General features: G+C 58.2%; 22 protein-coding genes and 1 pseudogene. 10 read left to right on the forward strand and 13 right to left on the reverse strand.

Going from position 1 to position 21,112, the window contains the following annotated elements:
* Window positions 1–4: 4 nt before the first annotated feature.
* Entirely contained in the window at window positions 5–1,024 is a 1,020-nt protein-coding gene (locus tag FIV39_RS12070; protein WP_090406852.1) for a sensor histidine kinase, read from the forward strand.
* Here the strand turns inward: FIV39_RS12070 and FIV39_RS12075 are convergent.
* Window positions 1,021–2,082 carry an SDR family oxidoreductase gene (locus tag FIV39_RS12075; protein WP_090406849.1) on the reverse strand — a complete coding sequence of 354 codons (1,062 nt, stop codon included), beginning with the start codon at window positions 2,080–2,082 and terminating at the stop codon, window positions 1,021–1,023. The genes FIV39_RS12070 and FIV39_RS12075 overlap by 4 nt on opposite strands.
* A gap of 156 nt (window positions 2,083–2,238) precedes the next feature.
* On the opposite strand from FIV39_RS12075, the gene FIV39_RS12080 reads away from it, so the two are divergent.
* The gene (locus tag FIV39_RS12080; RefSeq protein ID WP_146371519.1) at window positions 2,239–3,036 is read left to right on the forward strand and encodes a DNA/RNA non-specific endonuclease; all 798 of its coding nucleotides are present in this window, start codon (window positions 2,239–2,241) and stop codon (window positions 3,034–3,036) included.
* A 9-nt stretch (window positions 3,037–3,045) separates the two neighbouring features.
* Here FIV39_RS12080 and FIV39_RS12085 read toward each other — a convergent pair whose 3' ends face one another.
* From FIV39_RS12085 to FIV39_RS33905, 4 genes and pseudogenes are all read right to left on the reverse strand, one after another.
* On the reverse strand, window positions 3,046–3,225 hold the full coding sequence (locus tag FIV39_RS12085) for a DUF1289 domain-containing protein (protein ID WP_090406844.1): 180 nt from the start codon (window positions 3,223–3,225) through the stop codon (window positions 3,046–3,048).
* Window positions 3,226–3,258: 33 nt separating this feature from the next.
* Window positions 3,259–4,170, reverse strand: a complete 912-nt coding sequence (gene dmeF, locus FIV39_RS12090) for a CDF family Co(II)/Ni(II) efflux transporter DmeF (protein WP_090406841.1) — start codon at window positions 4,168–4,170, stop codon at window positions 3,259–3,261.
* Window positions 4,167–4,442, reverse strand: a complete 276-nt coding sequence (locus FIV39_RS12095) for a metal/formaldehyde-sensitive transcriptional repressor (protein WP_090406838.1) — start codon at window positions 4,440–4,442, stop codon at window positions 4,167–4,169. The genes dmeF and FIV39_RS12095 overlap by 4 nt, the downstream gene beginning before the upstream one ends.
* 76 nt (window positions 4,443–4,518) lie before the next feature.
* Window positions 4,519–4,680, reverse strand: a pseudogene (locus FIV39_RS33905) (MFS transporter); the annotation flags it as partial.
* An 84-nt stretch (window positions 4,681–4,764) separates the two neighbouring features.
* Here FIV39_RS33905 and FIV39_RS12105 point away from each other — a divergent pair.
* Entirely contained in the window at window positions 4,765–5,976 is a 1,212-nt protein-coding gene (locus tag FIV39_RS12105; RefSeq protein WP_090406835.1) for a YeeE/YedE family protein, read from the forward strand.
* A gap of 1 nt (window position 5,977) precedes the next feature.
* Here FIV39_RS12105 and FIV39_RS12110 read toward each other — a convergent pair whose 3' ends face one another.
* The 5 genes from FIV39_RS12110 to FIV39_RS33710 form a co-directional block, all read right to left on the reverse strand.
* On the reverse strand, window positions 5,978–6,139 hold the full coding sequence (locus tag FIV39_RS12110; RefSeq protein WP_090406832.1) for a DUF2986 domain-containing protein: 162 nt from the start codon (window positions 6,137–6,139) through the stop codon (window positions 5,978–5,980).
* Window positions 6,140–6,219: 80 nt separating this feature from the next.
* A complete protein-coding gene (locus tag FIV39_RS12115) occupies window positions 6,220–7,446 on the reverse strand; it encodes an MFS transporter (protein ID WP_090406829.1) in 1,227 nt (408 codons plus the stop codon).
* A gap of 211 nt (window positions 7,447–7,657) precedes the next feature.
* The gene (locus FIV39_RS12120; protein ID WP_090406826.1) at window positions 7,658–8,176 is read right to left on the reverse strand and encodes a DUF2569 domain-containing protein; all 519 of its coding nucleotides are present in this window, start codon (window positions 8,174–8,176) and stop codon (window positions 7,658–7,660) included.
* Window positions 8,177–8,256: 80 nt separating this feature from the next.
* The gene (locus tag FIV39_RS12125) at window positions 8,257–9,297 is read right to left on the reverse strand and encodes an alpha/beta hydrolase family protein (RefSeq protein WP_090406823.1); all 1,041 of its coding nucleotides are present in this window, start codon (window positions 9,295–9,297) and stop codon (window positions 8,257–8,259) included.
* 95 nt (window positions 9,298–9,392) lie between these two features.
* Window positions 9,393–11,414, reverse strand: coding sequence for a methyl-accepting chemotaxis protein (locus tag FIV39_RS33710; RefSeq protein WP_090406820.1), 2,022 nt, complete (start codon window positions 11,412–11,414; stop codon window positions 9,393–9,395).
* 516 nt (window positions 11,415–11,930) lie between these two features.
* Here FIV39_RS33710 and FIV39_RS12135 point away from each other — a divergent pair.
* The 3 genes from FIV39_RS12135 to FIV39_RS12145 all read left to right on the forward strand — a co-directional run bounded on the left by FIV39_RS12135 (window position 11,931) and on the right by FIV39_RS12145 (window position 15,273).
* Entirely contained in the window at window positions 11,931–12,644 is a 714-nt protein-coding gene (locus FIV39_RS12135; protein ID WP_090406817.1) for a hypothetical protein, read from the forward strand.
* 4 nt (window positions 12,645–12,648) lie between these two features.
* Window positions 12,649–14,409 carry a zinc ribbon domain-containing protein gene (locus FIV39_RS12140; RefSeq protein WP_090406814.1) on the forward strand — a complete coding sequence of 587 codons (1,761 nt, stop codon included), beginning with the start codon at window positions 12,649–12,651 and terminating at the stop codon, window positions 14,407–14,409.
* A gap of 273 nt (window positions 14,410–14,682) precedes the next feature.
* A complete protein-coding gene (locus FIV39_RS12145; RefSeq protein ID WP_143513893.1) occupies window positions 14,683–15,273 on the forward strand; it encodes a hypothetical protein in 591 nt (196 codons plus the stop codon).
* A gap of 140 nt (window positions 15,274–15,413) precedes the next feature.
* On the opposite strand, the gene FIV39_RS12150 is transcribed toward FIV39_RS12145, so the two are convergent.
* Both FIV39_RS12150 and FIV39_RS12155 read right to left on the reverse strand, forming a co-directional pair.
* On the reverse strand, window positions 15,414–15,758 hold the full coding sequence (locus FIV39_RS12150; RefSeq protein WP_090406811.1) for a DUF6124 family protein: 345 nt from the start codon (window positions 15,756–15,758) through the stop codon (window positions 15,414–15,416).
* Between the two features lie 444 nt (window positions 15,759–16,202).
* Window positions 16,203–17,138: an alpha/beta fold hydrolase gene (locus FIV39_RS12155; protein ID WP_090406808.1), complete on the reverse strand. Its 936-nt coding sequence runs from the start codon at window positions 17,136–17,138 to the stop codon at window positions 16,203–16,205.
* A 96-nt stretch (window positions 17,139–17,234) separates the two neighbouring features.
* Between FIV39_RS12155 and FIV39_RS12160 the strand changes: the two genes are divergently transcribed.
* The 4 genes from FIV39_RS12160 (at window position 17,235) to FIV39_RS12175 (ending at window position 19,297) form a co-directional block, all read left to right on the forward strand.
* Entirely contained in the window at window positions 17,235–17,816 is a 582-nt protein-coding gene (locus tag FIV39_RS12160) for a CGNR zinc finger domain-containing protein (RefSeq protein ID WP_090406804.1), read from the forward strand.
* Between the two features lie 100 nt (window positions 17,817–17,916).
* Window positions 17,917–18,423, forward strand: a complete 507-nt coding sequence (gene msrA / locus FIV39_RS12165) for a peptide-methionine (S)-S-oxide reductase MsrA (protein WP_003372371.1) — start codon at window positions 17,917–17,919, stop codon at window positions 18,421–18,423.
* 139 nt (window positions 18,424–18,562) lie between these two features.
* Entirely contained in the window at window positions 18,563–19,042 is a 480-nt protein-coding gene (locus FIV39_RS12170; RefSeq protein WP_090406801.1) for a hypothetical protein, read from the forward strand.
* Window positions 19,043–19,054: 12 nt separating this feature from the next.
* A complete protein-coding gene (locus tag FIV39_RS12175) occupies window positions 19,055–19,297 on the forward strand; it encodes a hypothetical protein (RefSeq protein ID WP_090406798.1) in 243 nt (80 codons plus the stop codon).
* A gap of 484 nt (window positions 19,298–19,781) precedes the next feature.
* Here the strand turns inward: FIV39_RS12175 and gudD are convergent, their stop codons facing one another.
* Window positions 19,782–21,107, reverse strand: a complete 1,326-nt coding sequence (gudD, locus tag FIV39_RS12180; protein WP_090406795.1) for a glucarate dehydratase — start codon at window positions 21,105–21,107, stop codon at window positions 19,782–19,784.
* Between the last annotated feature and the right edge of the window lie 5 nt (window positions 21,108–21,112).

Consider the following 21,112-nt stretch of genomic DNA (forward strand, 5'->3'; position numbering starts at 1 on the left):
AGCCATGAGTAAAGGCGAAGGGCAGGACGAGCGTGAAGTGGCCAGTGCCGCTCATGAACTCTTCCTGCTTGGCCAGAAAACGGTTGAGGCCCGCGCGGTACTGGCGGCATTGCAGCAACAGCTGAGTGAGGCCAACAGCCGCCTGGTGGATTCCCAGCACGTCGAACAACTGATCGAGGCCAACCAGCAATTAGTGCTGGCGATACTGCTGGCGCAATCGGACGCCGTCGCGGCCCCTCATCTGGAGGAGCAGCACCTCTACCAGGAACTGCGCGAGGCCAACGCGCAACTGGTGATCGCGGCGCTCAGCGCCCAGGACCTCCAGGCAACTGCCGAGCGAGCGTTGGGCCAGCAGAAAAACATCCTCACCATGGTCGCCCATGAACTGCGCAACCCGCTGACGCCGATCAGCCTGATCGCCGAGCGTATGGTCCGGTTGCCGAGCGACCAGTTGCCGCGCATGCGTGAGCTGATCGAGGGGCAGGTCCAGCATATTTCCCAACTGGTCGACGACCTGCTGGATGTGTCCCGCGCCAGCACCGGCAAGTTGCGTATCAACCGCAGTCAGGTGGATATGCTGCGTATCCTCAATGCCGCGATCGACGCCTGCAGCCCTGTGATGATCACGCGCCAGCAGCAATTGGACGTCGAGCTTCCCGACGCCAGTTTGAGCATCAACGGCGACCCTGGGCGGCTCGCGCAGATTCTGCATAACCTGCTGGCCAACGCGGCCAAGTACACGCCCATCGGCGGGCGCATCAAGGTGGCTTGTACCGCGCAGGCCGGGGTGCTGAGGATAAGCATCAGCGACAACGGCATCGGCGTCACCGCCCAGGCACTGCCGTTTATTTTTGATCCTTATGTGCAGGACGTGCACGCCGTCGGCTTCAACGGCGCCGGCCTGGGCATCGGCTTGACGGTGGTGCGTGAACTGGTCGAGGCACACGGCGGCAGCGTGACGGGCATGAGCGAGGGGCATGGCAAGGGCAGCGAATTTGTGGTGACGCTGCCCCTGATGGATTAAGGGATCAAACGCGCTACGCGCAGTTGGTCGAACACCTCGAAGAACGCCTGGTCGCTGGCCTGGTAGGCGGTAAAGCCCAACTTGCGGCTTTTGGACATATCCGTGACCACCTCGATGGGCCGGCCCAGGTCGGCGTCGGTGTGCCAGGGCGAGACCAGGCGACTGATGTCGGTTTCTTTCAACCCGTGTTTGGCCGCGATCTCGCTCCAGGCACCCTGGTCATCGGCCATCTGGCGCTCAAGCGGCGAGGGTTTGGCCGGGAACTCTGCGGGTACAAGACCAAAATAATCGGCGATCTGCGCCCACATCCATTTCCACCGAAACACGTCGCCATTGGTGATGTTGAACGCCTGGTTGGCCGCCGCCGGCGTGGTGGCCGCCCACAGCTGTTGTTGCGCCAGTTGCCGCGCATCGGTCATGTCGGTGAGGCTGTCCCATTGCACGCGGGAGCCTGGGAATACAAACGGGCGTCCGGTGTGTTTGCAGACACTGGCATAGACGGCGAGGGTGGTCGCCATGTTCATCGCATTGCCCACGGCCACACCGGTGACGGTGTGCGGGCGATGCACGCTCCAGGTGAAGCCGTCCTTTTTTGCGGCGGCGAACACTTCGTCTTCCTGGGCGTAGTAGAAGTTCTCCACGTCCAGGCGGCCTTGCTCTTCGCGGAACGGGGTGTGCGGCAGGCTGCCCTTGCCATAGTTTTCGAACGGCCCGAGGTAGTGCTTCAGGCCGGTGACCAACGCCACATGCCGGACGCTCCCGGCGGGGCGCACAGCGTCCAGCACGTTGCGCACCATGGCCGCGTTGACGCGGATGTTCTCGGCTTCGGTGGCCTGGCGTGACCAGGTGGTGATGAATACATGGGTAGGTTTCAGATCGGCCAGGGCTTGTTGCAGCGATGCCGGGTCCTGCAAGTCGGCGGCGACCGGAATCACGTCTGGCACCCGCGAGGGCTGACGAGACAGCGCGGCGACCTGCCACTGTTGGTCGAGCAGTAACTGGGTGATGGCGCTGCCAACGATGCCGCTGGCGCCCACGACTAATGCGGTCTGGGTCATAGGTTTCTCCCGAGGATGTAGGGTTCTGAGCCTCCAGGTGTAGGAGAGGTTCAACCTTATCCGTGGGGCTCGCGGCACCAAACACACGAATCAGGGTCCATAAGCCCCGCACGAACCTTCGCGCTCATCCGTTACCCTCACCATAAGATTTAACGCATGTACCTACGCACCATCGCAGTCGGGCTGTCGGCCCTTGTTTTGCTTTCTACCGCTGTAGAAGCCCGCAGTCTGGCAAACCCTTACACCCCCACCGAGCAACGCGCCTCATTCGATGGCTGCGCCGATCTCTTCCCTGCCGCCGCCCCGATCAAGACGGCTACCGTCCCGGCGTCGATGAAGCCGCTGGCGCTGTGTTCCGAGACGTTTGCGGTGCTCTACTCACAAACCAGCAAGACTCCGCTGGTGGTGGTCGAACGCCTGAACGCCGCGCAGTTGAAAAATGCCAAAGGCGAGGAGCGCACCAACCAGTTCTACGCCGACCCACGCATTCCCAAAAGCGGCCGCGCGGAGCTGAGCGACTACCGCAGCCAGCACCCGGCCATGGACCGTGGCCACCAGGCCCCAGCCGCCGACGCACCCAACGCACGAGCCATGGCCCAATCCTTTGCGCTGTCGAACATGGTGCCCCAAGACCCTACCAACAACCGCAAGATCTGGAGCAAGGTCGAGGCCGACGTGCGCAAGTTCGCCGTGCGCGCGGGCGGTGATGTGTATGTGTTCACCGGGCCGCTGTTCGATCCGGGCTACAGCACCATCGGCGATAACAAGGTCTGGGTGCCCACGCGCCTGTTCAAGCTGGTGTACGACGCATCCTCCCAGCGCGCCTGGGCCTACGTGCTGCCCAACGCCGAAACCCGTATCCAGAAGCCGATGGACTACGACACCTTCGTGAAAAGCACCGGGCTCAAATTGCTCGGTAATCTTCCGGTGTCAGGGTCGGTTGGGCGCTCCTGAGCACGCGGCTTACCTGGCTTTTTTCAACGCCTTCAAGCGTTGGGTCGCACGTTGCACGGCGGCCATTTTCTCGGGGCGCTTCATGCGTTTCCACTTGCGGATGTCGTCCTTGCTGCGTCCACAGCTGACGCACAGGTCGCCGCTGAGCTGGCAGGTTGAAACGCAGGGGTTTTCGATGTCTTTAGCCAAGAGGTCACCTGCAGATGGGGTAAAGGGGCGCACTCACGCCGAACGAAACTCAACGGTGAGGTGGCTCACTTCATGCACCGGCTTGAGGCGCTCGCGAATGCGCTCGGCATCCGTGGTCGCCTGGCCGAGCACACTCACAATCGCCGCGTGGGCGTCGGGGCCGACGCGCCACACGTGCAGGTCGGTAATCCTGGCGTCGCCGGGTTGCTCGACCAACTCGCGGATCTCGGCGGCGACGTGCTCATCGGTTTGATCCAGCAGCACGCCGGCGGTCGCGCCCATCAGGCTCCAGGCCCAGCGCGCAATCACGATGGCGCCCACGATGCCCATCACCGGGTCCAGCCACACCCAGCCCAGGTAACGCCCGGCCAGTAGAGCGGCGATGGCGAGGACGGAGGTCAGCGCATCGGCGAGCACATGCACATAGGCGGATTTCAGGTTGTTGTCGTTGCCGTGGTGGTGATGCTCGTGGGCGTGGTCATGTCCGTGGCTGTGGCCGTGACCCAGCAACAGCGCACTGACGATGTTCACCACCAGGCCCACGATGGCAATCAGGGTCGCGGTACCGAACTGCACCTCGGTGGGTTCAAGCAGGCGGATCAGCGACTCGACGCCAATGCCCAGGGCCACCAGCGCCAGGATCAGTGCCGAGGCGAAGCCACCCAGATCGCCCACCTTACCGGTGCCGAAGCTGTAGCGCGGGCTGCGCGCGTGGCGTTTGGCATAGGCATAGGCTGCGGCGGCAATGCCCAAGGCACCTGCATGGGTAGCCATATGAAAACCGTCGGCCAGCAGGGCCATGGAGCCAGTGAGGTAGCCGGCGGCAATTTCCGCCACCATCATCACCACCGTCAGCATCACCACCCACAGGGTGCGCCTGGCGTTCTCTTCGTGGGCGGCGCCGAGGAACACATGGTCGTGGGCATGGTGTGTGATGAGCGTCATTTGGCGTAACGCCGGATGGCTTCGAGCAGTTCTTTGACGCCCTTGTTGCGTTCTTCCTCGCTGAGGGAGGGGTCTGCCACGTGCGCCCTGGCGTGCTCTTCGATGATTTCTTCCATCAAGCCGTTGATGGCGCCGCGCGTAGCGGCCACCAGGTGCAGGGTCTTGGCGCAGTCAGCGTCCGACTCCAGGGCTTTCTCCACCGCCTGAATCTGCCCGGCGATGCGTTTAACCCGTTTTATCAGGCTGTCTTTATTGGCTGCGATATGGCTCACGGTATACCCCCCCTACCTATAGTTGGGCGGATGGTGTCATACCCCACCCCCCTATACAAGATGACCGGGGCGAGGGTTACTTGGGCCGGTCCAACCGATGCCGCAGGGTGTAGATCGCAACACCCACTGCCAGGATGCCCGACAACGCGCCGCCCCCCAGCGCGGGCCCAGGTGGTCCGCGACCCAGCCGACGCAGGGCGATCACCCGGCCGCGCGTGTCGGGTTCGGTGGTGAGTTGCCTCGAGCCTCGCTTAAGCTCGACAACTCCCACAGGCTATACTCGCCCGTTCGAAATCCCTCTTCAAACAAACCGAGATACCCCATGAGCACCTCTCTCCCTATCACCCCCGCGCGCAAGCCTGTCGCGCCGTTGGTGGCCTTTGTCATCCTGGTGCTGGGCGCCTTGTTCCTGCAAAACAGTGTCGGCTCGCGCCAGGTGCTGTTGCTGGTGGTCGGCGCCGCACTGGGCTTGACCCTTTACCACGCGGCCTTCGGCTTTACCTCCGCCTGGCGCGTATTCATCAATGAGCGCCGTGGCGCTGGCTTGCGGGCGCAGATGGTGATGCTCGCGCTGGCGGTGCTGCTGTTTTTCCCGGCGCTGGGGGCGGGCACGTTGTTTGGGCAACCGGTGGTCGGGCTGGTGGCGCCGGCCGGGGTGTCGGTGGTGTTCGGTGCATTTATTTTCGGCATCGGCATGCAGTTGGGCGGCGGGTGTGCCTCGGGCACGCTGTTCACCGTGGGCGGCGGTAATGCGCGCATGCTGGTGACGTTGTTGTTCTTTATCTGCGGCTCGCTGATCGCCACGCATCATGTGGATTGGTGGTTCGCGTTGCCGGCGTTCCCGGCGGTGTCCATCGTCAAGAGTTTCGGCGTAGTGCCGGCGTTGCTCGCCAGCCTGGCGATGTTTGCGCTCATCGCGACCGTCACCGTGCGCCTGGAAAAGCGCCGTCACGGCCAGCTTGAAGAAGGCGTGGCCAGCGAACACCAAGGCTTGCGCCGCTTCCTGCGTGGGCCATGGCCGTTGGTGTGGGGCGCGATTGGTTTGGCGCTGCTCAACTATGCCACGCTGGCACTCGCCGGGCGGCCGTGGGGGATTACCTCGGCGTTCGCGCTGTGGGGCGCCAAGGTGGCAAATGGGTTGGGTGTGGACGTGGCCAGCTGGGCGTTCTGGCAAATGCCGGGCAATGCCAAGGCCCTGGCCGCGCCGGTGTGGGAAGACATCACCAGCGTCATGGACATCGGCATCGTCCTCGGTGCGCTGTTGGCTGCGGGCCTGGCCGGCCGTTTCGCCCCCAGCCTGAACATCCCGGCCCGCTCGCTGGTGGCGGCGGTGATCGGCGGCCTGCTGCTCGGCTACGGCTCGCGCCTGGCCTATGGCTGCAACATCGGCGCGTATTTCAGCGGCATCGCCTCGGGCAGCCTGCATGGCTGGGTGTGGCTGGTGGCGGCGTTTATCGGCAACGGCGTGGGCGTGCGCCTGCGGCCGTTTTTCTTTGCGGGTGAGCGTCGGCCCGTGGCGTTGAGCGGTTGCTGAGTTACTGCTCAGGGGAAATGTCTGGCGCCTGAGCGGCCTCAGTCGCCAGCTTTTCCCGTTCCGCCTTGCTGATGTATTTATCCTTGGATTTCGGTGCCAATTTGGCGCTGGCCTTTTTGGCTTTGGCCTTGAACAACTGTTGCAGTTTTTTCTGGCGATTCATGTGGTTTACCCGGGTTGGACAGGCCGGGATGATACCAGCTTAAAAACTGCAACCGGTCTCTGCATCGCAGCGGCACAGGCCTAGCCGGGCTGGGCCGCCAAGCTGTTACTGATGTTGCGCCCCAGCACCAGCACGGTGACAAAACCACAGCCCACCAGCGCCGTGGCCAGGCTCAGCAGCACTGAACTGCCCAACTTGTCGACGATCTGCCCACCGAAGAACGAGCCCAAGGCAATGATCAGCTGGAACAAGGCGACGAACAGCGGCATGCCGCGTTCGACATCCTTGGGCGCCACCACAAACATCCAGATACTGGCACAGGCCGGGAAGGCGCCGAAGGCGAAGCCCCACAGCCCGATCAGCATCGCTGCGCCGGTCATCCCCGTGGCGAAGTGGGGGAACAGCGCGGTGCTGGTGCCGATCATCAGCGCGACCAGCAACAGGGTGTGACGTACGCTGCGGTTGGCGGCGAAACCGGCAAAGATATTACCGAACACCCCGGCCACGCCGAAGAGCAGCAACAGCGAACCAATCGTCGGCCCATCGAAGCCGGAACTGTATTTGAAGAACGGCGCGACATAGGTGTAGGCCGCAAAGTGCGCCAAGCCGATCAACAGCACCGCGATCAACCCGACCCGCGCCTGTGGGTTGATAAACAACGCTGGCAGGTCACTGATGCGAATGGCCTTCTCCGGCGTGAGCCGAGGCAGCAGGAACACCTGCGCCAGCAGCACCGGCACGCCCAGCAGCGCGGTGACCAGGAACGTCATGCGCCAGCCCATCAAGCCGCTGAGCCAGGTGCCGACGGGCACACCGAGCACGGTGGCCAGGGTCACGCCCATCATGATGATCGAAGTGGCCTTCGCGACGTCCACACCCTTGGGCGCCAGGCGCCCACTGAGGGCAATGGCCGTGGCCCAGAACCCGCCGATGCTGATGCCCAGCAATACGCGGCCGAACAGCAGCAGGTTGAAGTCACTGGCAAAGGCCACGACCGAGTTGGCGATGATCATGATCAACGTCAGGCCGATCAGCAGGTAGCGACGGTCCATCGCGCCAATGCTTACCGACAGGAACGGCGCGGCGAGGGCAGCCATGATGCCCGGCAGGGTCACCATCAGCCCGGCGTGCCCGGCACTGATACCGAGGTCGGCGGCGACGTCGTTGAGTACGCCCACCGGCAGAAACTCACTGGTCACCAGGGCGAAGGCGCCCACCGCGACCGAGAGAATCGCCAACCACTGCTGTTTGACGCTTTGTTGATTATGTTCGGGACGGCCGCTGGGGGCCTGGAGGGCGCTTGGCATGATGCTGGGTTCCAAGGGGGGATGTCGCCTGAAGCCAGGCGAGGGGGAAGAATTGGGAGGCGATTATAGGAATCGGGCTCGGCAACGCTATAGGCGAGCGGTTCGATAGTAATCATCAGTGCTATCGATGTGACGGGGTTGGGCTGCGTATTTCAGCGGCATCGCTTCGGCAGCCTGCCGGTTATCTGGCAGGCGCTCGATGCTCACCGTGTCAAAGGCTGACGGGGCTAGGCGCTTCTGCCGCAACCGGCCGATGTTGTACAAACGTTGCCTTGACCCTTTTAGAGAACAGTATGTAGGGGACCCAGATCGAGGTGGACACTAATCCGCGCACGGTTTCCTTGGTCGTGTTGTAGTCGAATATGGGTTCATCCACCAGAACAAGCGAGCTGAACCATGCATCAAGTGGAACGTAAATAGCCGAGGCGATGAGCGTGACGATATAAACCTTGGGGAATAAATAATGTTCGCAGAAGAACAGGTAAACCAAATAACCAAAGGCCGCGATAAAGACTGCATTAATGAGGGTTTCTGAAATCAGGATCGCGCCCCATAGGGCGTTAGTCATCGTCGTGCCGGATGAGGTGAGGATGCTGAACGAGCCATCTGCGAATATCGGGTAATACACCGCGATAAGGGCATAGCCCAGACGCGCCAAGGCTATAAACAGGCCCAAGCCAACCACGATCAGCCAACCGCCAAGTCCCTTCGGGTGTTTACTTTCTTGCATGTTCGCTCCGCCGTTCAATGGAGTTAAAACGATAAATAGTCAGCCGTGGCGCGCCATCGGCTCTAAGGTCGACGCCGGCTTCACTGTCGAAATGAGCGCCGCAAAAACTCACTGATCAGCCCCACCACCTGCTGCTGAATCACCGCCCTCGGCCGAGCCCCCTCACCATCGCGGCAAATCATGCCATCGCCCGGCGAACTCTCCTCAATCAGCGCCATGCCGCCCGGCTTGCAGATCGACATAAAGCTGAAATGCGTGGCGTCGGCGATCTCCACGTACTTCGTCGTTGCTTCAGGCAGCCGCTTGACCATGTCGGCGGACTCCAACTGCGGGTCCATATCCTCCGACGGCACGCCCCCCGCAATCACCAGCGCCGGTACCGGCAGCGCGGCCAGGCTGGCGTCGGTGAAACCGCGCGACAGGCCCAGGTCCAACGACACAATGGCGGTGACGCGCTTGTCGCTCAAATCAGCGGCCAACCGGGCCTTGCCGGCTGGCGTGCCGGCGGGGTTCATCTCCTGATAGCCGATGCAACCGCCGAGCTTGGGGTGGGCGTTGCAGTCGCGGCTGAACAGATCCGGATCGAAGCGCGCCCCGGCGATTTCCAGCACGGTCCAGCCGCCAAGGGAATGGCCCACGGCGGCAATCTGGCCATTCGCGACCGCGCCAAAGGGCTTCGGCTGAGCCAACACCGCGTCGATCGCGCGACTCAGGTCGGCCGGGCGTTGCCATAACTGCGCGGCAGTTTGCGGGTTGCGATCCTTGGTGGTGGTGCCGGGGTGATTGACCGCCGCGACGATGTAGCCCCGATGCGCCAACGCACTGGCCAGCCACACCAGCTTGCCCCAGTTACCGCCATAACCGTGGGAGAGCACCACCAGCGGATGCTCACCGGCAGCTGGCGGTGCGTCGGGCACGGCGAGGGCACCGATGAACACCGCGTTGTCGGCGATCAGCGTGGGTTTGGCCGTGGTGGCGGCGGGGTACCAGACGACCAGTTCGAGTGGTCGGTTGTTTTGCGCATCGGGCAGGGTGGCGGTCTTGAAACCGACGGGGCTTTTGGCAGCGAAGGCGGGAGCGGTCAGGCACAGCAATAGCAGGGCGGCGAGGGCGTTTTTCACGGTTGTTATCGTCCTTGATATGAGCGACGCATCATGCACTGAATCCAGCGTTCAGTGCCATGAGCCCCGCGCCGTTTTTTACCTGCCGTTAACGCCTACGCATGGGTCAACCCCGTCAACGTATCCGCAATGGTCTTGGTCCGCTGCGCCGTACCCTCCGTCGCCCGGCTCGACGCCTCCAGCACATCCAGCATCTCCCGCAGCGCGCCCACTCCGGTGGACTGGTCTTCAATCTGCTGGGCCACCCGCTGGATCTCACTCGACAACAAGTCAATATCCACACCAATTTCCGCCGCATTCTTACGTGTGATTTCCGCCAGCTTGCGCACCTCGTCCGCCACCACCGCAAAGCCGCGGCCCAGGTCGCCGGCGCGCGCCGCTTCAATCGCGGCGTTGAGCGCCAGCAAGTTGGTCTGCCCGGCGATCTGCTGGATCACCTGCACAATCGACTGGATACGCAAACTCGACCCCGCCAGCGTGCGCGCGCCCTCGACCGCGACATCCGCCTGGCTGGACAGCCCCTCCACCGTGGCCCCGGCCTGCGCAGACACCGTGTTCTGCTGGCCAATCGTGCCCACCAGTTCATCCATCGACGCATGCAACTCACCCGAGTAATGCTTGAGCTGCGACGCGATGTCCTCCTGCTGACGCTGGGCATGGGCCAGCACCAGGCCCAAGTCGGCCAGGCCTTCGAACACCGGCAGGATATTGCGGTCCAGCCCACGGGTATTCAGGGTGTTGCTGAAGTCATTGTTCTTGTACGCGGTAATCTGCTTGACCACCACATGGTTCAACCCCGCCAGCTTCTTCACCTGGCGCCGTAGGAAAAATGCCTTGAACTCACCGTAATGGGCGATGAAATTGTCCACGTACTCATCACTGAAACTCGCACCCTTGGCCACCCGAAAGAAGAAAATCGCCGTCAGCGTCTGGTTCAGGTTCAAGCCCAAAATCTCCCCAAAGGTCGAAAACCCCGCCAACGGCACATCCCCAAAAATGCCGGCCATGCTGCCCAGTTCGGCGCCGTTGTTCAGCCGGCGCAGAATGCAGTCATTCAAAATCCCCGCCACCGGCTGGCCGCCCTTGCCGCGCAGGAACTGCTCATAGTCCAGGCGCGTCGTCTCCCGCAACGGCGTACGCCGCACCATCACCAACTCCTCACCCGGCGCCACGTCGCAATACAACTGCACGATCTGCTGCACATAATCGATGCGCGCGATTGAACGCACAAACAACTCACTGCCCACCCGAATCGCAAACGAATAATCCGCCAGCTTCGACTCCAGCGCCTGCGGCGCGCAACTGAACGCATCACACAGCGCCTGCACCATGCTCTTGATATTGCCGCTGCTGTCGATCACCTGGTCAATCGTGCGGTCCTCCACCGACGCCGTCAGCACACTGAAGGTCAAATCCGCCGCCTTGAAATTCTGGCTCTTGAACACCCCAAACCGCACATGCGCCGCCGTCTTCAGGAACACAATCTGCGCATGGTTCTGATAACTGCGCTGGCCGTCATGAATCAGCGTCTTCTGGAAATCCGACTTACCCCCGGCCGATCCCCCTACAAACAAACATGGAAACCGTCCCGACTCATACAGCGCCTCCATAAAAAACGATTCCGACGCCGACAACCCATCGAACACCACATACGCCAACGTATCGCGATGATCAATCGACGTACGCACCTGCACCCGCTTGATATTGGCCACCAACTTGGCAATCCGCTCCTGCATCCCCAACCGCTTACCGCCACCGCGAATGTCCTCACACTCCAGCGGCACCATCACCACCTCGGCCGAGGCGATCAGACTGTCGTCGAACAACTGCAACACAATCCGGTCCCAGCGCTCACCGGTAGCGCAATACAGCGAATTGGGCGCATTGCAGAGTTCGCCGGAAGTGGTGCAGAGGCTGATGGTGGAGTGCGGGAAACGGCGCTTGAGCTTGGCGGCGATGGCGTCGATGTCCAGATGCGGCGAGATAAAGCCGGTGATCAGGGTGGGGGTGATGCGCAGGGCGGTGAGTGCTGCGTCCAAGTCGTTGGCAGTGCTGGTGAGCGTGGCGGTGCCTTGACGATCGGCCCGGGCTTTTATTAGAAGGGAGAGTGGGTTCATGTGGTGGACTCGATCGAGTGGGGGGGCAGGGGTAGGCGTACGATTAGTAGGGTTATCGGCAGGTTGGGTGGGGGCTGGAGGGGGAGGGTGGGGGATGCGACGGATGGACGCGGGTGGTGGGGAGTTTCCCCGTTATTGACATGTTGCGATCCGCCATCAGTGACTGATTCCGGCCAATCCATACGTGATGGCAGCCCATAAGTGATTGAAGTGAGTGTCTAGCTTAGGGCCCAATACGACAAAGGTTGAATATCTACTCGCTTTCGGCGAATTTTTCGTTTAACTGAGTCTTGTACATATTGTCGTGTCTACTATCAAAAAAAGCGTACGTTTTTTCCCTGTCGAGCGAGTGGTAGACAGTGTCATGGCATTTTGGTAGCGTTCCGTTTACAAAATCAGTATTGGCGTGAATCTGCGAATACTAAATCTATGGTTTTTCCATTTTTCAAGCGGTTCTTCAATAGTGTGCTGGTGTCCAACAATACCGGCCCATGTATGTTCATAAGGAAATGTATTTTGGCAGAAGAATCCCATGCTCCTCGGCAACCAGTAAAAGAGCTCCTTAGCGCACTTCATGAGAGTTTTGGTGCAAACTTAGGATCATCTATTGATACTCCTAATACACCTATTTTAGATTCGATAGATCTTAACTCTAGAATAATTAGTTCATTCAAGTTAGCACTGCTGAATGATAACAAATACGACGCTCATAAGTCTGGGTGCGCAGAAGTATTGGATGAGGTTTTCAGCGATTTTGCGATTGCAATGTACCTTAATTCAATTGGGCTTATTGTTCCGGCTCGAATGTCCACTAGGAGAGCGTTGGAGCTTGGCCTTTCTGCTGTATACATGTGGGATATGCCACATGAATACTGGGGCTGGAGAAAGCGAGATCAGGATTTAAGCTTCTCAGCTATGGTTACGCATTTGAATTCATCGGGATATCTCGAATACATGGCACAATTGAAAGGTCCATCGGCAAATGCCTGCTTTTGTGATCAGGCAAACTTTCAAGCGCTTTATAGAATACTCAGTAATACAGTGCACGGTAAGATTGCCGATCTACCTGCATTAGCACCAGAACGATTTTCTACAATCACAAATGGTCTTGCTGAGCACTTAGAGCTAATAGTTAGAACGCAGAATGCGGTTGTTTGTCTTCTGTTTGGACGATTTTCAGAGCTTGAAGCGGCAATTCACTCAATACTTCCTCAAATTCAAAGGCCTTGAACCCATGAGCGTGCAGACATTAGCTCCACACCTGAGCGGCGAGGACCTCCTACAAACAGCTCGATGTGAGGATTTACTTTATGACCAAATCAAGCAGGTATCAGTATTAGGCGATTTCGAGCGACGCATCATTGATTCTTTAAAAGGAAGTGGGGCAAACCTACTTGAAGGTGCGCGGGGTGTTGGGAAGTCGATGCTGCTTCGCATGGCTGAAATAGAGTTAGATGTAGCTTTCTCCATTGATAGAAAATTAGGCGTCTATGTAAATTTTAAAACCAGCACATTACTTGAAGGTGTAAAAGCGGATGAGCGGGATGCCTTTCAAATCTGGGTCAATATAAAGATTCTTGAAGCCTTGCATGAAAAAATGCTTGCACTAAATTTAATTGCAAAAACTGGAGTGGCAGACCCTTACCAGCGAGTTTTTGGAGTTTCTTCAGTACTCGAAACTAAAGCAATGCTTGAAGAGAAAATTCATCTGCTTCAGAAACTCGCTTTTAGTAGAAACGAACATGCTGAGATTCTTGGGCAGATTGGCGAGGATTTTCTGGCGAAGGCCCAAGATACCAGCTTTTTAGTAAATATAATAAAAGATGTAGCGGATCTATTTTCACTCAATAAAATTGTTTTCTTTTTTGACGAGGCAGCGCACACTTTTATCCCTGCTCAACAGAATATATTTTTTGAAATATTCAAGCTGTTGCACGGAGGTATGGTCGCTTGCAAAGCAGCAGTTTATCCGACCGTAACTAATTACGGCCGAAACTTTGAGGTTGGTCAGGACGCAATAGTTTTAACAGTGGTTCGGTTCGATCCAGGCGAGTCTGGGCGACGTGAAAATCGATTGCACTTTCGATCAATTCTTGAAAAGCGCTTACCGAAAACAAGTAGTTTGCGGAAAAAAATATTCCCGAGAGGTGCGGAACTTGATCTTTGTATAGACTTGTCGAACGGTAATCCGCGAGCATTGCTGCATATATTGAACAGCGCCTTATCCGGTAATAGTGCTCTTTCAGAGCGCTCTGTTGGATTGGCTGTTCAGAACTATGTTGACCAAGCGCTGATTCCTTATCATCAAAGCCTTTCTAAGAGATTGCCTAAGTATTCATCTCATATCCGAGTTGGTCTTGATTTGCTTAGAGGTTATATTATTCCTGAAGTAAGGACGAAAAACCATAGAAAGACAAAAAGCGAATACCAATCGGTGTTTTTTACACTTCAGCGTGATATGTCTCCTAATTTAAAGCTGGCTTTAGATATCCTAAGTTATTCCGGGATGGTGTCTCAACTTGGGACTGTTAAGATTGCAAATGGAACTGGGCCGCGATATATGATCAATCTAGCAATGATGGCTACTGAAAAAGGATTTGATACATCTAAAACTCCGGATGCTATAGCTAGGTTAAGTCTGACTGATTATCGTGAGTTTTCATCGGCGGATCCACAAATAAAAATTTATCTGGATTCTCTGTTATTGCCGACTGAAACATGCTCCGAATGTAATTCTCCACTTCAACAAAACGCAAAATTTTGTAGCGATTGTGGCAATAAGGTCACTGAGGTTTCAATAGTTAGTACTTTGCTTGAGGAACCTATCGATGGGCTTTCAGTGAGCGAACGGCTGAAAAATAGAATCCGACCAAAATTTTCTACGGTAGGTGCGGTAGTTCAAGCCAAAAGAAATGAACTTATGGCGATCGCTTATATAAAAGATGTTCGTTCGAGGATTATTAAGAACGCCGCAGATGAATTTATCTCTGGCTGATAACTCTTCAGATATAGGCTTGACTTTTTGATTGGCTTGTCAACCGAAAATAGATAGCTCTATTCTAAAAAATAGAGCTTTTTTATACGTATTATTAGTATTTTAACCACCATGCGTAGTTCAGGGTTGGAAGTGTCCCGGCTCTCTCCGTTAAGAATTGAAGGTGTTTGGCGATAAGTTTATTTGAACGGGCTGCATATTGTTATTCATCTCAGCGTAGTCAGGGTCAGACCACTCTTGAACAGGTTTTGTCATATGACAGAGAAAAGTTTCGTGAAAGTCAGCTTTGATAAAGATCAGTTAGTTAAAATAAAGACTGAAGCAGTTCGCGGTAGAGGTTGTTCGGATCGAATCAGTTTGGCTCTGGCCTGTCGGCTTTTAGATTCATCAAATCCAAAATTTAGTCCATTCCACGTGCTTGATGAAATTGACTATTTAGAGGGCATAAGGCCGTCCTCGAAAACTAAGTGTGAGGAGAAATTTAAAAAGTTACCACTTTTTCCTTTTTGGCATAAACATTTTTTCTCCGCGCGACATTTAGTAAAAAATCTTAGCATTCGATGGGGCATGGCCAATGGCGGCAATCGAGATTTAGATAAACTGTTCGATGAGGTGGCCAAGCAGCATGGCGACGATCCTGACGCCTGGCCGAGCTATCTCGTGAATCAATTGGTCATTGGCGGATTCGAAGAGCGTGCTGCAAGAGGTCTTACTGGCGATTGGCTCATATATGCCAAATACGAAAATAGAAATTACTATTTGGACTTAGCCACTCACGAGGAAGGCGTAGGAGAGAAAGCCAATGCCCTTTTCAAGAAGTTAAGAAATGGCTGCCAGGCAGAGTTTCCATTCCTCTTTGGGTGAGTATTTGAAAATTGGAGTTTTCTCGCATCTCCAAGAGCGCCTTCGACTCCTTAGTTAGATTGTTGGAAAAAAAATCACCGAGTCGATGCATGGGACTTGCAACGACTCGATGATCTGCCGCGCGTGATAATAGCGAGTACTTAGCCGCCAGCCACAGCCCCCTCCCGCGCCATCAACTTATCTACCAATAAAACCCCCAATTCACTCAACTGGTGAATCGCCAACGCCACATCCCGCTGCTTCCCCGTCAGCTCATCCGACAGGTCCAGCAGCAACGCAGTAACCGAAGAAAAGGTCTCATAGCTATTGGCAATCAGCACTTCAGTGCTGACATCGTCAGCAACACTGAACAGCGTAGTCGAAGGTGGAGGAGGCGGCCCTGGCGGTTCGGCGCCCGCGTTGAGGTAGTGATCAATCGCACGATGCGCCGCCTGATTCAGTTTCAGGTCGGGACCGTTCGGAGGGTTGGGCGTGACTTTGTACATACCGGAATTTCCCTGTTAGGGCCGACACCGGTTCGCTACTAAACGAAAGGGTGGCAGCTGTACGCAGGTTAGTAGACCGGGGAATTCCGCAAAGCCGGCGCACCCGAAGGTGCCCTGCGCACAGCCGCCATCAAGCACAGACGGGAAGTCTGGTGGATGAAGCTTGTGCACTAAGCGAAATTCGACCAAGGGCTACTAAACCCGATCACTGAGTTGTCAGCGACCGGGCCACCTTAGAGACGCCCACTCAAGCGCACAAGCCAGCGGATTCTGACGCAACTGTAGGTAACGGAGCAAGGCGCTGCAGCTTGCTGTAGGACATGTCCACAAGGTAGGTGCGAGCTGGCGTGCGAAGAGTCTTGGAGCGCCGCGTGAAACCAGAGTCGCTGCGTTATCGTTGACATTTTTCGCGAGCAAGCTCGCTCCTACATAGGGTTGCGTTAATCACTGGAGGTTCTTGTCCAGGAACGCCCGTATAACCGCAATGATCGCCTTTCCATGGGTTTCCAGCGCAAAGTGCCCGGTGTCATAAAAACGAATATCCGCCTTGGGGATATCGCGCTTCCACGCCTCGGCGCCGGCCGGCAGGAAGAACGGGTCGTTCTTGCCCCACACTGCGAGCAGCGGTGGCTGGTACTGGCGGAAGTAGGACTGGAAGGCCGGGTACATCGCGACGTTGGAGGCGTAGTCCAGCACCAGGTCGAGCTGGATGTCGGCATTGCCTGGGCGGGATATTTGCAGCCCTTCCAGCGTGTAGCCATCGGGTGACACCGAGCTTTTGTCGGCCACGCCTTCCAGGTACTGCCACTTGATCGAGGCGGGGGTGGGGAAGTCGTGCAGGGCGTCACGGTTTTGTTGGGTCGGGGCGTGCCAGTAGCGTTGGATAGGGGCCCAGCCGTCGCCCAGGCCTTCTTCGTAGGCGTTGCCGTTTTGGGAAATGATCGCGGTCACTCGCTCCGGATGGGCGACGGCCATGCGCCAGCCTACGGGGGCGCCGTAGTCGTGGACCATCAGTGCGTATTTATCGAGTTTGAGCTGTTCGGTGAACTGGCCGATGGTCTTGGCCAGTTGGCTGAAGGTGTAGGCGTATTCGCCGCGCGGCGGGGCTTCGGTGAAGCCAAATGCCGGCAGGTCCGGCGCGATGACGTGGTAGCGGTCGGCAAGTTCGGGCATGAGTTCGCGGAACATAAAGGATGAGGCGGCGAAGCCGTGCAGCAGCAACACGGTCGGCGCGCTGGGGTCGCCCGCCTCGCGGTAGAACACCTTTACGTCGCCGACCTGCTCGTAGCGGTAATGCACTGTGTTGTCTGCATGGGCCGCGCCGCTGCTCAGCAAGGCGGCGGTGAGTCCTGCAGCGGCCATGGCGTTGGATGAGGTCATGATGTGGCTTCCTATGTAACCGTTAAAGTTGGTGTTTGAAGGTTATGCCTGGATTTGGTAACCTGTCAAACATATTTTATTGGTTACAGGCTGCCCATGAATCCGAACAGCACTGCCTCAGGCGCACTTTTTCTGGCTGACAACCTTGCCCTCGATTTCATCAACTCCGAGTACGGGGTGGGTGATCAGCGCCATGACTGCTTCGTCGATGATCACAGCATCATGAGTTGGCTGACCCAAGCGGGGCTGTTGCCCGAGCAGCTTGACCCGAAGGCGCCGAGTGGGCTGCTGGCCCTCGCTCGCACGCTTCGGGCGAGTTCAAGGGCGGTGGTGAATGCGGCAATGACAGGCGTTCCCGTCGATCTCGCGGTGATCAACCAGGTGCTTGAAGCGGGGCGCCCGGTGAGCAGGCTGGAATGGGCGCAGGAGCAGAAGGCATTTCAGCTTGCCACGCATCCTCGGGACAGCAGCCCGGCCAGCCTGCTTGGGCCGGTGGCCGAGTCGCTGGTGGGCTTGGTCACGAACGATAAGTTTGAATTCGTCCGGCAGTGCGAGGCCCACGACTGCGTGCTGCTGTTCCATGACCTGAGCAAGTCGCACCGCCGTCGCTGGTGCAGCATGGCGACCTGCGGCAACCGGATGAAGGTGGCGGCGTTTCGGTCCAGGAATAAACCTTGAGTCGATAGGGGGGGGGGGGCAGTTTTTCTTTGATTGAACTTGGTATTGCCCAGCATTGCCCCATAACTACCCCTGTCTCCATTAACCGCAAGGACAGACCATGACCAACCCAACCGAAACCGCCATCCTCGCCGGCGGCTGCTTCTGGGGCATGCAAGACCTGTTGCGACGCTACCCCGGCGTACTGCACACGCGCGTCGGCTACACCGGTGGCGATGTGCCGAATGCCACCTATCGCAACCATGGCAACCATGCTGAGGCGATTGAAATCGTGTTTGACCCGGCGGTGATTTCCTATCGGCAGATCCTTGAGTTCTTTTTCCAGATCCATGACCCCAGCACGCCGAATCGGCAGGGCAATGATCTTGGGCCGAGCTATCGTTCGGCGATTTACTACCTGAGCGAACAGCAAAGGGATATTGCCGAAGATACCGCGGCTGACGTGGATGCCTCCAAGCTGTGGCCGGGGCGTGTGGTCACGCAAATAGAGCCCGCCAGCGAGTTTTGGGAGGCGGAGCCGGAGCATCAGGATTATCTGGAGCGGATACCGAACGGGTATACCTGCCACTTCATCCGGCCGAATTGGAAGTTGCCCAAGCGGGCGTGAGCGTGAGTAGCGCCTGGGGGAAGGTCGCGACAGGGGAGACCGGCCTGCCCCCTCCATTTCCTCATTTGCTTTCTTTTGCCTTGAATCCATTGCCCGCCTTCTAGAGAATCCCCGCCTTTGGCTCGAAAGGATGCGTGCGATGAAGTTCGAAGGGACGTTCCACTACATGGGCTATCACGGGATCGTGTTCAACGTTTCGCAGATCACCCTCACCGACAGCGAACGCGGACGCCTGCGCGAGCTGCATTTTGGCGAGGCGAAAAGTGCCCACTACGAGGTCAACAGCAAGGTCGTCGAGGTGTACGACAAGATGCTGGCCAAGAGCCTGCCGTGCGTGATGATGATCGGCATCTCCAAGCCACTGACGCGGCAACAGGGCGACGCCCTCAACGCGCAGCGCACCAAGATCGCTAACCTGGCCGCCAGTGCCTTCGCTGGCGCCACTTCTGCTGTGGCTTCCCCTTACGTGGGTGTTCCTGTCGGGGCGGGTGTGCGCATGTATGCCAATGAAATCCTGCCCACCTATCATGCTGGCGACGTGCTGGTCAGCATCGAGGCGCAGGTCAGCGGCGGCATTGGTCCGCAACGCAGCGCCTCGACCCTGATCATCAAGACCTGACTGGAGAAGCACATGTCTGACATTACCCAGCTGATCTTGGCCCTGGTGCTGTTTTTTCTGCTCGATCGGTTTGTTAAACCGTACCTGCTGCGCAAGTGGCTGGGGGTGCTGCTGGTGGCGGCGGGGGCGGTCGGTTGCGTGGCGGCAAGCCAGGTCCGCCCAGGGGGGGCGGACCTGGGGTTGCTGTCGATCTTTGCGGTTGCGCTGGGGGTGGGGGTGTTCCTGAAGCGGCGGCGGTTCGAGCGAGTTGGTTGAAGGGGGCTGCTCATTAACCATTTTGGTTTTTAAACTTAAGTTGTGTGACGGCCGTGTCGGCGTGTTTTAACGCGTGGGTGTCAAGCGGTTTCAAATCTTACCCTTCCTGGGTTAAGTTTTCCTGATCGAGAACGGCTCGCATTTTACGCAAAGTGAAGCGGCTGCGTAGGACGTTTCTTTGGGCTTCATCTCTATCGTCTATGCGGCCGTCATCGCGGGCAAGCCCTCTTCCACATTCTGGCGATGCGCGGATGTTGAAGCAACGGCATGACATAGCGCCGTTGTTTGATCGGTGTTGCAGGAAAGTGTGGTTGAGCGAGGCTGCGGTAGGATCGAGCGACCACAATCTTTGAGAAATAAGAAGGACCCCTGTGGGCGGGGGCTTGCTCCCGATAGCGGAGTGTCAGTCGATACATGCCTGGCTGATACACCGCTATCGGGAGCAAGCCCCCTCCCACATTGACCCGCGTTGCCTTCACAGGGCTCAGCGCACCAGGCAAGGCTGCTTGTTGTTATAACTCCAACCCGGAATCAAGAACTGCATCGCCACGCTGTCATCCCGCGCGCCGAGGCCCATGCCTTTGTACAGTTCGTGGGCCTTGGCCACGGCGTCCATGTCGATGTCCACGCCCAGGCCGGGCTTGGCCGGCACTTTCACGTAACCGCCTTCGATTTTCAGCGGTTCGCGGGTCAGGCGCTGGCCGTCCTGCCAGATCCAGTGGGTGTCGATGGCGGTGATGTCGCCTGGGGCGGCGGCGGCCACCTGGGTGAACATGGCCAGGGAAATGTCGAAGTGGTTGTTGGAGTGCGAGCCCCAGGTCAGGCCCCATTCGTGGCACATCTGCGCCACGCGCACCGAGCCTTGCATCGTCCAGAAGTGCGGGTCGGCCAGGGGGATGTCGACTGATTGCAGCTGGATCGCGTGGCCCATTTCGCGCCAGTCGGTGGCGATCATGTTGGTGGCGGTTTTCAGGCCGGTGGCGCGGCGGAATTCGGCCATGACTTCGCGGCCCGAGTAGCCGTTTTCGGCGCCGCACGGGTCTTCTGCGTAGGCGAGCACGAGGTGCTGGTCGCGGCACAGGCGGATGGCTTCTTTCAGCGACCAGGCGCCGTTCGGGTCGAGGGTGATGCGTGCATCCGGGAAGCGTTCGGCCAGGGCGGTGACGGCTTCGATCTCTGCGTCGCCGCTCAATACGCCGCCCTTGAGCTTGAAGTCGTTGAAACCGTATTTGGCTTTGGCGGCTTCGGCCAGGCGCACCACGGCCTCGCTGGTCAGGGCTGTTTCATGGCGCAGGCGGAACCACTCGTCATCGCTGTCGGCCTCGTTGCGGTAAGCCAGGTCGGTGGCGCTGCGGTCGCCGACGTAGAACAGGTAGCCGAGCATTTTCACCGCATCACGCTGCTGGCCTTCGCCGAGCAAGGCGGCCACCGGGACCTCGAGGAACTGGCCCAGCAGGTCGAGCAGGGCGGCTTCCATGGCGGTGACGGCATGGATGGTGATGCGCAGGTCGAAGGTTTGCAGGCCACGGCCAGCCGAATCCCGTGAGGCAAAGGTGCTGCGCATCTGGTTGAGGATGCGCTGGTACTGGCCGATGGGTTGGCCGATCACCAGGCTACGAGCGTCTTCCAGGGTTTCGCGGATGCGTTCGCCACCGGGCACTTCACCGACGCCGGTGTTGCCCGAGCTGTCCTTGAGAATCACGATGTTGCGGGTAAAAAACGGCCCATGGGCGCCGCTCAGGTTGAGCAGCATGCTGTCGTGGCCGGCGACGGGGATGACCTGGAAATGGGTGACGACGGGAGTATTCATGGCAA

Source organism: Pseudomonas grimontii, assembly GCF_007858185.1.
Lineage (GTDB): Bacteria > Pseudomonadota > Gammaproteobacteria > Pseudomonadales > Pseudomonadaceae > Aquipseudomonas > Aquipseudomonas grimontii.